The 13,530-nt window shown below is 68.9% G+C and carries 14 protein-coding genes; 9 read left to right on the top strand and 5 right to left on the bottom strand.

Annotated elements, in window-relative coordinates; translation table 11 throughout:
• Positions 1–4: 4 nt before the first annotated feature.
• Entirely contained in the window at positions 5–970 is a 966-nt protein-coding gene (locus tag NL241_RS28700) for a glutamate ABC transporter substrate-binding protein (RefSeq protein WP_487696672.1), read from the bottom strand.
• Positions 967–2,286: a protein kinase G-activating protein GlnX gene (gene glnX / locus NL241_RS28695; RefSeq protein ID WP_494395720.1), complete on the bottom strand. Its 1,320-nt coding sequence runs from the start codon at positions 2,284–2,286 to the stop codon at positions 967–969. Before glnX ends, NL241_RS28700 begins: the two co-directional genes overlap by 4 nt.
• A gap of 140 nt (positions 2,287–2,426) precedes the next feature.
• Between glnX and NL241_RS28690 the strand changes: the two genes are divergently transcribed.
• A complete protein-coding gene (locus NL241_RS28690) occupies positions 2,427–2,927 on the top strand; it encodes an NUDIX hydrolase (protein ID WP_494395719.1) in 501 nt (166 codons plus the stop codon).
• Positions 2,928–2,958: 31 nt separating this feature from the next.
• On the opposite strand, the gene thiE is transcribed toward NL241_RS28690, so the two are convergent.
• Positions 2,959–3,645, bottom strand: a complete 687-nt coding sequence (gene thiE / locus NL241_RS28685; RefSeq protein ID WP_487696675.1) for a thiamine phosphate synthase — start codon at positions 3,643–3,645, stop codon at positions 2,959–2,961.
• A 127-nt stretch (positions 3,646–3,772) separates the two neighbouring features.
• Here thiE and thiO point away from each other — a divergent pair, with 127 nt between their 5' ends.
• The 6 genes from thiO to NL241_RS28655 are packed head-to-tail and all read left to right on the top strand — an operon-like array spanning position 3,773 to position 8,229.
• Entirely contained in the window at positions 3,773–4,795 is a 1,023-nt protein-coding gene (gene thiO, locus NL241_RS28680; protein ID WP_494395718.1) for a glycine oxidase ThiO, read from the top strand.
• Positions 4,792–4,989: a sulfur carrier protein ThiS gene (gene thiS / locus NL241_RS28675; protein ID WP_487696677.1), complete on the top strand. Its 198-nt coding sequence runs from the start codon at positions 4,792–4,794 to the stop codon at positions 4,987–4,989. The genes thiO and thiS overlap by 4 nt, the downstream gene beginning before the upstream one ends.
• A gap of 1 nt (position 4,990) precedes the next feature.
• Positions 4,991–5,758, top strand: a complete 768-nt coding sequence (locus NL241_RS28670; RefSeq protein WP_487696678.1) for a thiazole synthase — start codon at positions 4,991–4,993, stop codon at positions 5,756–5,758.
• A gap of 4 nt (positions 5,759–5,762) precedes the next feature.
• Entirely contained in the window at positions 5,763–6,548 is a 786-nt protein-coding gene (locus NL241_RS28665; RefSeq protein WP_487696741.1) for an SGNH/GDSL hydrolase family protein, read from the top strand.
• Complete coding sequence (locus NL241_RS28660) at positions 6,545–7,474, top strand: ABC transporter ATP-binding protein (RefSeq protein ID WP_494395717.1); 930 nt, start codon at positions 6,545–6,547, stop codon at positions 7,472–7,474. The genes NL241_RS28665 and NL241_RS28660 overlap by 4 nt, the downstream gene beginning before the upstream one ends.
• A complete protein-coding gene (locus tag NL241_RS28655) occupies positions 7,471–8,229 on the top strand; it encodes a DUF2705 family protein (protein WP_494395716.1) in 759 nt (252 codons plus the stop codon). Before NL241_RS28660 ends, NL241_RS28655 begins: the two co-directional genes overlap by 4 nt.
• On the opposite strand, the gene NL241_RS28650 is transcribed toward NL241_RS28655, so the two are convergent.
• Positions 8,194–8,883 (bottom strand): slipin family protein, encoded by a 690-nt coding sequence (locus NL241_RS28650; RefSeq protein ID WP_494395715.1) that lies wholly within the window; start codon positions 8,881–8,883, stop codon positions 8,194–8,196. The two genes, NL241_RS28655 and NL241_RS28650, sit on opposite strands and share 36 nt — an antisense overlap.
• A 348-nt stretch (positions 8,884–9,231) precedes the next feature.
• Here NL241_RS28650 and NL241_RS28645 point away from each other — a divergent pair, with 348 nt between their 5' ends.
• Positions 9,232–10,731 (top strand): M28 family metallopeptidase, encoded by a 1,500-nt coding sequence (locus tag NL241_RS28645; RefSeq protein WP_494395714.1) that lies wholly within the window; start codon positions 9,232–9,234, stop codon positions 10,729–10,731.
• A gap of 23 nt (positions 10,732–10,754) precedes the next feature.
• Entirely contained in the window at positions 10,755–12,230 is a 1,476-nt protein-coding gene (locus NL241_RS28640) for a M28 family peptidase (protein WP_494395713.1), read from the top strand.
• 6 nt (positions 12,231–12,236) lie between these two features.
• Here NL241_RS28640 and NL241_RS28635 read toward each other — a convergent pair whose 3' ends face one another.
• On the bottom strand, positions 12,237–13,481 hold the full coding sequence (locus NL241_RS28635; protein WP_494395712.1) for an acyl-CoA dehydrogenase family protein: 1,245 nt from the start codon (positions 13,479–13,481) through the stop codon (positions 12,237–12,239).
• Positions 13,482–13,530: the final 49 nt, after the last annotated feature.

Raw genomic sequence — 13,530 nt, 5'->3', positions numbered from 1 at the left:
TCACCTAATCCACATACCGGGCGCTGGGTGGGGCCGGCGGCGGACCGAGCACTGTCAACCACTTGCGGTACAACGTATTCCACGTGCCGTCCCGACGGATACGTTCCAGCGTACCGTTGACGAACCGCACCAGCCCCTCGTTCTGCAGGTTGATCCCGATACCGTACGGCTCCTGGTTCATGTTCGGGCCGACGATGTGCAGATACGGGTCCTGCGACACCAGCCCGGCCAGGATCGAGTCGTCGGTGGACACCGCGTCGACCTGGCGCTGCTGCAGCGCCACCAGGCAGTCGGCCCAGGTCACCACGGTCACGATGATGGGCGCCGGGGTGATCTGGCGGACCCGCTCCAGCGATGTGGTGCCCTTGGCGGCGCAGACCCGCTTGCCGGGCAGATCGGAGGCCTGCGTGATCGCCGAGTCGCGCGGGGCCAGAATGCGTTGATAGGCATTGAGATACACCGTCGAGAAGTTCACCAGCTCTTTCCGCTCGCAGGTGATGCTCATGGTCTTGACCACGATGTCCACTTCATTGTTCTGCAGCGCGCTGATCCGGTCGGCCGACGACAGGATGCGGTACTCCACCTGTGATGGGGTGCCGAAGATGTCGCGAGCCACTTCGCCGGCGATGTCCACGTCGAATCCGGTGATCTCACCGGAGATCGGATCGCGGAACGAGAACAGATTGCTGCCGATGTCGAGCCCGACGATGAGCCTGCCGCGGTTGCGGATGTTCGCGACGGCATCCTGGGCTTCGGAGCGGCTGGAGAACGGCCGCAGACTGGCGGTGCGGTCGCAGTCCTCGTCGTCGGTGTCGGGCGGGCCGGGAGCTTCGGGCGCCATCTCCTCCATACCGGCGGGTGTCGGCGGCGGCAAGGTCAGCACCGGGGCCGGTGTCGGCGGGACCGTCTGTGCGCACCCGGTGAGCAGGACCATCAGCGCGGCCATCGCGGCCGCCAACCGCCTTGTCATCGGTACTCGCTGAGCCGGGGCCAGATTCCGAGGGCCACCGCAACCGCCGCCCCCAGTGAGAGCACCACCCCGCCGACGGTGGCCCCGGAGAGCACCCGGCGAGCGTTGCCGATGTCGTTGCGCAGCTGGTTGCGGCTCTCGCGGATTCCGCCTGCCAGCGCCTCTTCGAGCTTGTCGAAGGCCGGGGTCGAGTCGTCCTCACCGGTTCCGAGCGCCACCTGTGTGGCCGCCTGGTAATTGCCCACCGAGATGTAGGCGTTGATCCGCTCATCGGCCGACCGCCACTTGGCCAGTAGTTCGTCGGCGTTGGCCAGGTCGGACTTGTCGATCGCGTCCTCGCGTTGGAGGTACTCGGCGAGCTGCTGCTGCATGGTGTCGATGCGTTGGTAGTAGGACTGCTTGCGGACATCTTCGTCACCGCGGCGGATCAGCGACAACGTTTCGTCGGCGCGGGCCTGCTGGGCGGTGATCGCCAGCGTAGTGATGGTCTTCAACGATTCCGCCGCGGTGTTCTTGGCGCTGCGGCTGCCCGCGGTCGAGATCGTCAGCGCGGTCCCCACCCAGACGACCATGATCAGGATGGCCAGCCCGCCGGCGATCAGTCCGATGTTGACCCGGCGCCGGGTGCGGCGGGCCAGCCAGCGGTGGGCGAAGGCGCCGAAGAGGATGGTGGCGCCGACGACCAGGATCACCGGTGCCGGGATGCGGGTGGACGCCGTGGTCTCCTGGTCGACGCGCGCCGAGGTCACCTCGTAGAGCCGTTGGGCGCTGGGCAGGATGGTCTCCTGCATGAGCGACGAGGCCTCCGACAGATACGACGAGCCGACCGGATTGCCCGCGCGGTTGTTGGTGCGCGCCGTCTCGATGAGCCCGGTGTAGACGGCCAGCTCGGCGTTGATCTTGCCGAGCAGCTCTTGCATCGGCTGGTCGGTCAGTCCGCTGGAGGCCTGGGTCAGCGCGATCGCGGCGTCGGTGATGGCCTGTTCGTAGCGTTGCCGCACCGGCCGGGGTTCGGCGCCGGCGATGAAGGCGGTGGCCGCGGCGGCGTCGGCCACCGACAGGGTGGTGTAGAGCTGTCCGGCGGCGAACGCTAGCGGCTCGGTGTGGTCGAGCACGGTGGTGAGCTGCTGCTGACGTTGGTCGATGGTGGTCGATGTGGCAAACGCGCTGATCACGCCGAGCGTGGCCAGAATCACCCCGATCGCCAAGATGCGACCGGGTGTGGTCCACAGGAACCACCACCGGGGATGGGCGGGCTCGGCGGGCGACCGGGATGCCAGCGGCTCCGTCGACGGGTGCGCCAACTCAACCGTCACCTGGGCGGACCTCGTTTCCCGCTCGCGCTTGTCCGGACTCTTGCCAACTGTATAAGCGAATTCTAAGAGCATCTGTGTGACGCGTGGGGCGAGATCGACGAGCCCACGCGTGACGAACTCGTGCGCTTATTGTTGAGCGCGTGCATGGCGATGGCGACGGTTGGGTGGTGTCGGACACGGGTGCACATTTCTGGGGCCGGCACGGCGCGGCGGGACTCCTGTTACGCGCCCCGCACCCCGACGGATCCACCGCCGTGCTCCTCCAGCACCGCGCCCCGTGGAGTCACCAGGGCGGCACCTGGGCGCTGCCCGGCGGCGCGCGCGACAGTCATGAAACCCCCGAACAGGCCGCCGTCCGGGAAGCCGAGGAAGAAGCCGGGCTGACCGCCGATGTGCTGGTGGTGCGCACCAGCGTCGTCACCGCCGAAGTGCCGGGATGGTCCTACACCACCGTGATCGCCGATGCCCCGTCGATGCTGGACACCGTGCCCAACCGGGAGAGCTCGGAGTTGCGCTGGGTCCCCGTCGACGAGGTGGCCACGTTGCCGCTGCACCCGGGGTTTGCCGCCAGCTGGCAGAAGCTCCTGGGGATCCTCAGAGATCTGGGCGTGATCTCAACCGGTCAGCGACCCACTACTTAGACCGGTGTCCCTGGCTCGGCCGGTGTCCCCTTCAGTCCGGAATCCCGGCACGCAGGCGACGGGCCGCGGCTTCCGGGTCGTCGGCGCCGGTGATCGCGCGTACCACGACCACCCGCCGGGCACCGGCCTCCACCACCTCGGGTAGCCGTTGCTCGTCGATACCACCGATGGCGAACCAGGCCCGGTCGGTGCCGGTCTGCGCGGCGTGGCGCACCAGATCCAGGCCGGGCGCCGCCCGGCCCGGCTTCGTCGGCGTCGGCCAGCACGGTCCCACACAGAAGTAGTCGATCTCTTCATTGAGGGCGTGATCGACCTGCGCCCGATCGTGGGTGGAGCGGCCGATGAGCGGACGCGCTCCGATGATGTCGCGTGCCACAAGCACCGGCAGGTCGTCCTGGCCCAGGTGCAGCACGTCGGCGTTGGCTGCCCGGGCGACGTCGGCACGGTCGTTGACGGCGATCAGGGCCCCGTGACGCAGGGCCGCATCGGCCAGGATCTGGAGGGCCTGCAGTTCCTGCAGGGCCTCCAAGGGGCCGAACTGCCGTTCACCGGCCGAGCCCTTGTCGCGGAGCTGGATGATGTCGACGCCGCCCGCCAGGGCGGCGTCGACGAACTCGGCCAGGTCACCGCGTTCGCGCCGGGCGTCGGTGCACAGATAGAGCCGCGCGCTCGCCAGCCGGTCCAGCGGAAGCCGATCGGCTTGGGGCTGTTCAACCATGCGGCGAGAGTACTGTGGAGGGCCTGATACACGGGAGTCCCGGTCGCGGGACTGAGAGTGGGCACACGACACGGCCCTTACCGTCACACCTGATCCGGGTCATGCCGGCGATAGGGAGCTAGGAAGCATGCAGCTGGCAGTCATCGGCGGAGGCGTGATCGGGCTGTCGGTAGCCCGCCGGGCAGCCCAGGACGGCTGGTCGGTGCGGGTGCATCGCACCGCTACCCCCGGCGCGTCGTGGGTGGCCGGCGGCATGCTCGCTCCGCACAGCGAGGGCTGGCCCGGCGAAGAGGAACTGCTGCGGATGGGGCTGGAATCGTTGGCGCTGTGGCGCGCCGAGGGGCCCGGGTCCTTCCTCGACGGGTTACCCCCCGGCGTGGTGACGGCGCGGGAGTCCCTGGTGGTGGCCGTCGACCGAGCCGATGCCGCCGACCTGCGCACCGTCGGCGAATGGCTGTCCGGGCAGGGCCACCCCGTCGAGTTCACCACCAGCGCACGCGATATCGAGCCCCTGCTGGGACAGGGAATCCGGCACGGTTTCCGGGCGAGCACCGAACTGGCCGTCGACAACCGCGCCGTGGTCGAGGCGCTGGCCGCGCAGTGCGAGCGGCTCGGTGTGCAATTCGCCGGGCCGGTCACCACACTGTCGGACGTGGACGCCGAGACGACGGTGATCGCCAACGGTATCGACGCGCCCGCGTTGTGGCCGGGCCTGCCGATCCGGCCGGTGAAAGGTGAAGTGCTGCGGCTGCATTGGCGCAAGGGGTGCCTGCCGGTGCCCCAGCGGGTGATCCGTGCGCGGGTACGCGGCCGGCAGGTGTACCTGGTGCCGCGCGGCGAGGGTGTCGTCGTCGGCGCCACCCAGTACGAACACGGCCGCGACACCAGTCCCACGGTCACCGGGGTGCGGGAACTGCTCGACGATGCGTGCGCGGTGATGCCCGCGCTGGGGGAGTACGAGCTCGCCGAATGTGCGGCGGGACTACGGCCGATGACGCCGGACAACCTGCCGCTGGTCGGGCGTCTCGACGAGCGCACGCTGGTGGCCGCCGGTCATGGCAGATCGGGATTCCTGCTTGCGCCGTGGACTGTGGAGAAGATCAGTGCGGAGTTGGCGGCGGTGGGAAGTGTGGTGCTGGATCGCTCATGAAGATCACGGTGAACGACGAAGAGGTGCAGGTCGACGAGCAGACCACGGTCGCCGACCTGCTGGTGCGGCTCGGGATCCCGGAGAAGGGCATCGCGGTGGCCGTCGAGTGGGCGGTGCTCCCGCGGTCGCGTTGGGACACAATACTTTCCGAAGGGGCGCGGGTGGAGGTAGTGACAGCGGTGCAAGGTGGCTGAGATGACGAACATGCTGACCATTGCCGGGCGCAGCTTCGGCTCCAGGCTGATTCTGGGCACCGGCGGTGCGGCCAACCAGTCGGTGCTCGAGGAGGCGCTGATCGCCTCGGGGACCGAGCTGACCACGGTCGCGATGCGCCGGGTGGACGCCGCCGAGGGCACCGGTGTGCTCGCGCTGCTCGAGAAACTGAACATCACCGCGCTGCCCAACACCGCCGGATGCCGTGGTGCCGCCGAAGCCGTGCTCACCGCGCAGCTCGCCCGGGAAGCCCTCGGCACCGACTGGGTGAAGCTGGAGGTCATCGCCGACGAACGCACCCTGCTTCCCGATGCCGTCGAATTGGTCCGTGCCGCCGAGCAATTGGTGGACGACGGCTTCACGGTTCTGCCGTACACCACCGACGACCCGGTGCTGGCCCGGCGGCTGGAGGACACCGGTTGCGCTGCGGTGATGCCGCTGGGATCGCCGATAGGCACCGGCCTGGGTATCGCCAACCCGCACAACATCGAGATGATCGTGGCGCAAGCCGGTGTACCGGTGATCCTCGACGCCGGCATCGGCACCGCCTCGGATGCGGCGCTGGCGATGGAATTGGGTTGTGATGCCGTGCTTCTGGCGAGCGCGGTGACGCGCGCCGCCGATCCACCGGCGATGGCCGCCGCCATGGCGGCGGCTGTCACCGCCGGCTATCTGGCGCGGCACGCCGGCCGGATTCCGAAGCGGTTCTGGGCCCAGGCATCCAGTCCCACCGGCGCGGTCAGCTCCTGACGTGGTGAGGGGGCGCTACGTCGCGCTGGGCTCGTCCATGGCGGCGGGCCCCGGAATCGCGCCCCGGGTGCCGGGTTCGCCGCGCCGGGCCGGGCGCTCGGAACGCAACTACGCGCACCTGGCCGCGCACGCACTGCAGCTCGAGCTGACCGACGTCACGTACTCGGGTGCCACCACGGCCAACCTCCTGGACGAACCCCAACACGGTGCGCGGCCGCAGCTGGAGGCGCTGCGCGGGGACGAAACGCTGGTCACCATCACCGTCGGCGGCAACGACATCGGCTATGTGCCTGCCTTGATGGCCGCCGGCCTGCCGCGCGTGCTGCGGCGACTGCCGCTGCTGGGTCCCCGGCTGCAGCAGCTGCTCGATCCCGAGACCCGGGAGCAGCCCTTGCGGGAGCTCGATGTGTCCATGCGGGCGGTCGGCCGGGCCGTGCGCCTGCGGGCACCCGAGGCCCGCGTGCTGTTCGTCGAGTACCTGACGCTGCTGCCGCCGGCCGGCAGGCCGGCGAAACCGCTGACCCCGCCCGAGGCCGACCTGGGCCGGTATCTGGCCGCCCGACTGCAGGAAATCACGGCGGCCGCCGCTGCGGAGACGGGCTGCGAAGTACTCCCCGTCGCCGACGCCAGTTCGAGCCATCACGCCTGGTCAGCGATACCGTGGACGGTGGGTGCACGGGTGCCCGTCCCTCTGCCCGGCCTGGGTGGCCCCGCCCCGTTCCATCCCAATGCCGCCGGTATGGCGGCGGTCGCGGAGATGGTGGTGAGCCGCGTAAGGTCGCCGCAGTGATCGAACGCGCGAGGATCGAACTCACTGGGCTCACCAAGGTGTTCGGCCGTGGTAATCGCGCCACTCGCGCGGTCGACGATCTGACCTGCACCGTCGAACCGGGTGTGGTCACCGGCTTTCTCGGGCCGAACGGGGCGGGCAAGTCCACCACCATGCGACTGATCCTCGGCCTGGACCAACCCACGTCGGGTTCGGCCACCATCGCCGGGCGCCGGTATCGCGACCTCGACGATCCGTTGCGGACGGTGGGCGCGCTGCTCGATGCCCGCAATGTGCACCCGAGCAGGTCGGTGCGTGCACATCTGTGCTGGATCGCCGCCTCCAACCGCATCCCGATCACCCGGGTCGACGAAGTTCTGGGCATCGTCGGGTTGCAGGAGGTGGCCTCGAAAAAGGCGGGGTCGCTGTCGTTGGGTATGAGCCAGCGGATGGGCATCGCCGTGGCGCTGCTGGGTGATCCTCCCGTGCTGATGTTCGACGAACCCGTCAACGGTCTCGATCCCGAAGGCATCCGCTGGGTGCGCACCCTGATGCGGGACCTGGCCGCCGAGGGACGCACGGTGTTGGTGTCCAGTCACCTGCTCGCCGAAATGGCCAACACCGCCGACCGGCTGGTGGTGATCGGGCGGGGCCGGTTGGTCGCGGCCACATCGGTCGACGATTTTGTGGCCCGGTCCCGAGGTGATGTCGTCCGGGTGCGCAGCCCGCACCTGGAGCGGCTTCACTCGGCGCTGGCCGATGCCGCGATCGATGTGGTCGAGCACGCCGATGCCTTGTCTGTCACGGGCGTCTCCGCCGAGGTGATCGGAGAGCTGGCCGCGCGCAACGGCATCACGCTTCACGAGCTGAGCCCGCAGCGCGCGTCACTGGAGGAGGCGTATCTGGAGCTCACCGACGCGGTCACCGATTTCCGGTCGGCGTCATGACCCAGGTGGTTTCGGCGCTGGCCGCCGAACGCGTCAAACTGTTCAGCACCCGCGCCCCGCTGCTGGCGGTCGCCGCCGCGGCCGCGGTCAGTGTGGGCCTGGCGGCGCTGCAGGCGTCCTCCCGCGGCATGTCGGCGATGACGCCGCAGGAGGCTGCGCTGGGGGTGGCGCTGATCGCGGTGCCCGTGCTGATGGTGGTGGCATCCATGACGATCACCGCCGAGTTCCGCACGCAGATGATCAGGACCACCTTCCTGGCCGTCCCGAACCGTTCCCTGGTGCTCGTCGCCAAAGCACTGGTGAGCGCGGCGGCGGCGGCGGTTGCGACGGTGGTGATGGTGCTGGTCACGGTGCTCGTCGCCGGAATGCTGGCGCCGCCGTTGACCACCGAGGCGCTGTCACCGGCCGGTGCGCGGCCGTGGGGTACCGCCGGCGCTTTCGCGGTGTACGCGGCGGTGGCGGCGGTTCTCGGTGTCGCCGTCGGCGCCTTGGTCCGCGCTGCACCGGGCACCGTCGCGATCCTGCTGCTGTGGCCGATGGTGATCGAAACCGTGCTCGGGCTGCTGCCGGGCACCGGGCCCCGGGTAGGGCCATACCTGCCCTTTCAGAACGCGTACACGTTCATCGGAGTGGACTGGCTCTACCCGGGTTACGACATGCGCTGGGGTCCGGAGGGCGGACTGGTGTACTTCGCCGCCGTCACCGCGGTGCTGTTCGTCTCAGCTCTCGTCGTCGTCAACCGGCGCGACGCCTGACACGGACAACACCACCCGCGAGCCGTACGGCATCGCCTGGACCAGCCGCAGCTGCGCCAGCGCCGGATGCGCATCCAACAGCCGGCCCGCGTTGGCCAGTGCCCGAAGCGCCGCGGTCTCCGCACGCGCCGTCTCCAGCTGCGCGGCACCGCGCGCCTTGGCCGTCACCAGTTCCATTGCCGCCGATCGTATTTCGGCGGGCACGATGACGTCCTTGACGAACACCTCGCGCACCTCGATACCGACGCGTGCACCGGCGGTCCTGGCCGCGCTCAGGATCGCCTCGGCGTCCACCCGGTGGTTGCGCTGCACCACGTCCTCGGCGGTGACGGCGGAGACGGTGTCCCGCAGCGCGATCTGGGCAGCCAGGTACACCGCAGACACCGGGTCCGCGGCCGTCTCGGTGTACGCCACCGGATCGGCGACCGCGATGCGCAGCGCCATCGTGATACGCAGCGCCACCGCGTCCGCGGTCAGCACGTCCTGCGGGGCCAGCGCCACCAGGCGCTCACGCATCTCGACCACCGCGGTGGTGGTGTTGCCGACGATCCAGTGCGTGCCCGGGCGGAGGACACGCTGCAGCGTCCCGTTGCGGTAGATCAGAGCGCTCTGACCCACGGTAATGGTCAGGCGGTTGACGATCGAGACAGACATGCGAACCTCCTTTCCCTGGTGCGTACGTCGCGGTCTGTCGTATTCGGTTGTGGCATCGCATGAGCACGGGGATACCGCCGCCGGGCGGATACGCCGGTGGGGAACCGCGGCTCTGAACGGGCAGCCACGCTCCGCAAGACCGGCGCACCCGGAATCCCGGGGGCGGCATCAGGAAGGGTTGAAGAGGACTCGAACCTCAGGTTTTCCAGACCGTACCGTCGGCGCCGGCGCAACTCACGGAACTGCGCGGTACCCCGCTTCGCCCGCCACCGGCTCAGCGCCGCACAACACAGTGCCAGTCCGGGTCAGGAAACTGCAACGCATTAACGCATCAGTACATTGGAGCCAATGGGCCGCAGGACACTTGCCGCAGTCATGTTGCTGGTTTTGGCACTCGCCGGCTGCAGCAGGGAGGCGGAGGCGCCGCAGCCGGCTCCTGCCACCTCCGGCGCGCTACCCGAGGCGGTCGAGTTCGCGACGGCGTTGCAGCAGGATGTCACCACCGACGCCCTGATGGGACACCTGCGCAAGCTCCAGGAGATCGCCGACGCCAACGACGGCAACCGCGCGGCCGGAACGCCCGGGTATGACGCCAGTGTCGATTACGTCGCCGAGGAACTACGGGCCAAGGGCTTCGATGTCCAGACACCGGAGTTCGACGTCCGGGTGTTCCGGTCCGAACCCGGCACCGTTCGCCTGAATGGCGCCCAATTCGAGGCCCGGGCCCTCGAATACAGCACCGGCACCGCCGAATCAGGGGTGACGGCGCCGTTGGTGCCCGCCCGCGCCGAGGACACCCCCGGCTGCACACCCCAGGACTACGACGGTCTACCGGTCTCGGGTGCCATCGTGCTCGTGGACCGTGGCCACTGCCCGTTCTCCGAGAAGGCGGCCGTGGCTGCCGACCGGGGCGCGGCAGGTGTCGTCATCGCCGACAACGTCGACGAACGTCGGATGGGAGGCACCCTCGGCGAGGACACGAAGGTCAAGATCCCGGTGGTCAGCGTCAGCAAGGCCGACGGTGCACAGCTTCGCGCGCAGCCCGGTGAGGTGACCCTTCAGGTCAACGCCAGCATGCTCGAGCTGACCACCCGCAATGTCATCGCGCAGACCACCACGGGCTCCACCCAGGATGTCGTGATGGCGGGGGCACACCTCGACAGCGTTCCCGAGGGCCCGGGCATCAACGACAACGGTTCCGGAGTGGCGGCAGTGCTGGAAACCGCTCTGCAGCTCGGCGGGGCCCCGGAGGTACGCAACGCGGTGCGCTTCGCGTTCTGGGGTGCCGAGGAGATCGGCCTGGTTGGCTCGCAGCGCTATGTGGAGTCACTCAACGAGGATCAACTCAAAGACATCTCGATGTACCTCAACTTCGACATGGTGGGCTCACCGAACCCGGGCTACTTCACCTACGACGGCGACCAGTCGACACCGTTCCAGCGCGACCAGGTGCCGGCGCGGGTCCCCGAAGGATCGGCGGGGATCGAACGGACCCTGGCGGCCTATCTGGAGTCGGCGGGCATGCCGGCCGAAGACACCTTCTTCGACGGCCGCTCGGACTACGACGCCTTCACCTTCGCCGGGATCCCGGCCGGCGGACTGTTCTCCGGCGGTGAAGGTGACAAGACCGAAGCCCAGGAACAGGAGTGGGGTGGTCAATCGGGTGAGCCGTACGACCCCAATTACCACAAGCCGGCGGACGACATCGACAACATCGACCAGACCGCGCTGGGAATCCACGGAGCCGGCGTCGGCTACACCGTCGGCCTCTACGCGCAGGATCAGACCGGACGCAACGGTATGCCGATTCGTGATGATCGCACTCGGCACGAGATCACCCGGTCCTGATGGCGGACCGCTAACCTGGGCGGGTGAGGCGTGCAAGTGCGGTGCTGGTGGCGGTTGCGGTACTGGCGGGGTGTGCGCCCAGGGACACCGAGCCGACGCCCGAACCGGCTGCCGACCTGGCCGGTGAGCTGCCGGAGAAGGTCACGATCGAGGGCATGGACGTGCACCTGCAGAAGCTGCAGGAGATCGCCGACGCCCACGGCGGTAACCGCGCCGACGGTTCCCCGGGTTTCGCCGCCAGCGCCGACTACGTGGCCAAGGTGTTGCAGGACAAGGGGTTCGACGTCCAGTCCACGGAGTTCGACCGGCTGGAGACGCTGAATCCCGGTAAACCGGTGGTCAGCGTCGGCGGGCGCACCTTTCGGGTCGACCAGGCATCGCTGCTGCTGCAGACACCGGCAGGCGGGCTCAGCGGAGCCGTCATCAAGCCGACCCGCAGCCCCGGCGGCTGCGCCGCCCCCGATTATCCCGGTGTGGTCGCCAAAGGTGGTGTGGCCGTCGTCGACGACACCGGCTGCTCGGTGGTCGCCAAACAGAAGGCCGCCGCGGCCAAGGGCGCGGCGGCCTTGGTGGTGGTCAGTGCCGGCGGCCGAAATGGCAGCCCGCCAGGGCTTTTCGAACCCGGGTACTACGAACAGCTGACCATCCCGGTGGCGGTCATCGGCACTGACGGTGGAGCGGCGCTGCGTCGAGCGACCGGCCCGGCGCGGGTGGTGCTCGACGGCAGAACCGTCAAGGTGACATCGCGGAATGTGTTGGCGCAGACCAAGACCGGTTCGACGCGTGATGTGGTGATGGTCGGCGCCCACCTGGACAGCGTGCCGCAGGGGCCGGGCCTCAACGACAACGGATCCGGTGTGGCGGCGGTGCTGGAGACGGCCCTGCAGATGGGTGCCGAGCCGTCGGTCACCAACGCGGTGCGCTTCGCGTTCTGGGGTGCCGAGGAGAATCGGCTGGCCGGATCAGTGGATTACGTCTTCGGGTTGGGCCGCGACGACCTCAACGACATCGCGCTGTACCTCAACTTCGACATGCTCGGTTCGCCCAATGCCGGCTATTTCACCTATGACGGTGACCAATCCGGCTCGCCCACAGCCGATGTCGACCCCGAGGATGTGCCTATCGGCTCGGCGGGTATCGAACGCACGCTGGCCGGCCATCTGAACCTGGCCGGTAAACGCCCGGCCGACATGCCGCTGGCCGCCGACTCCGATCACAACCCGTTTCTCACCGCCGGCATCCCGATCGGCGGCGCCACCACCGGCGGCCCGCAGCAGAAGACCAATGTCCAGGCCCGGCTGTGGGGCGGCAAAGCCGGTGCGCCGTTCGACCCGAATCATCACAGTGCCCGCGACACCGTCAAGGCGGTGAACCGGGACGCGCTGGCCATCATGGGGTCTGCGGTGGCGTTCGCTGTCGGAACGTATGCGATGTCGATCGACGGGCCCAACGGGGTACCGGGGCGGGACAAGCGCCACCGCCCCGCGATGGGACCGTGACGGAGCTCAACCGTGCTTGCGCAGTTCGGCTTTGGCGATCGAGCGCAGATGCACTTCGTCCGGGCCGTCGAAGATGCGCATCGACCGGTGCCAGCCGTACATGGCGGCCAAGGGGACGTCATCGCTGACTCCGGCACCGCCGTGGACCTGGATCGCCCGGTCGATGACGTCGAGGGCGACGCGCGGAACCGACACTTTCGCCGCGGAGATGTACTGTGCGGCCGCCTTGTTCCCGCGTTCGTCGATGATCTTCGCCGCGTGCTGGCACAGCAACCGCGCCTGGTCGATCGCGATACGTGACTCGGCGATCTGCTGTTGCACGGTGCCTTGATCAGACAGGGGTTTGCCGAACGCCACGCGCGAGGTCGCGCGTGTGCTCATCAGCGCCAGCGCCCGTTCCGCCGCGCCGAGCGCGCGCATGCAGTGGTGGATGCGGCCCGGTCCCAGACGGGCCTGTGCCACCGCGAATCCGGCGCCTTCCTCCCCGAGGATGTTGCGGACTGGGACTCGGACATCCTGGTAGAGCACCTCGCAGTGACCGTGCTGGTCGTGCCTGCCGAACACCGGCACATCGCGCACCACCGTGACGCCGGGGGTGTCCATCGGTACGAGCACCATGGACTGCTGTCGGTGCGGCGCGGCCGACGGATCCGTTTTCCCCATGACGATCAGGAGCCGGCAGCGCGGGTCAGCGGCACCGCTGGTCCACCATTTCCGGCCGTTGATGACGTAGTGGTCGCCGTCGCGTTCGATCCGTGTCTCGATGTTGGTGGCATCCGAACTGGCCACGGCGATCTCGGTCATCGAGAATGCCGAGCGGATCTCGCCGTCCAGCAGGGGCTGCAGCCACCGGGTTTTCTGCTCGTCGGTGCCGAACAGGTGCAGCAACTCCATGTTCCCGGTGTCGGGTGCCTGGCCGTTGGTGGCCTCAGGCGCCAGATGCAGGCTCCAGCCGGTGACTTCGGCGAGGCCGGCGTAGTCCAGTTGACCGATCCCGGATTCGGCGGGCAGGAACAGGTTCCACAATCCGCGCGCGCGTGCTTCCTTCTTCAGGTCTTCGACCACCGGTGGCAGGGCGTGGTCATCCGGCCCGGCGCTGCGGCGGTACTGCTCGTACGTGTGTTCGGCTGGGAAGACGTGGGTGTGCATGAAATCCACCAGCTCCGCCCGCAGCTGCCGCGCTCGCGCCGACGGCCGCAGATCCAGTGTCTCGGAGTCGGTTTCGGGCGGTAAGACCGGTGTCGTGGTCATGGAACTCCCTTCGTAGGGTAGCGGCTGACGCCGCACGCAGGGCCGGCCG

The organism is Mycolicibacterium sp. SMGY-1XX, assembly GCF_059132455.1.
The sequence above is the reverse complement of the archived record's forward strand: the minus strand, read 5'-3'. Positions and strand labels throughout refer to the sequence as shown.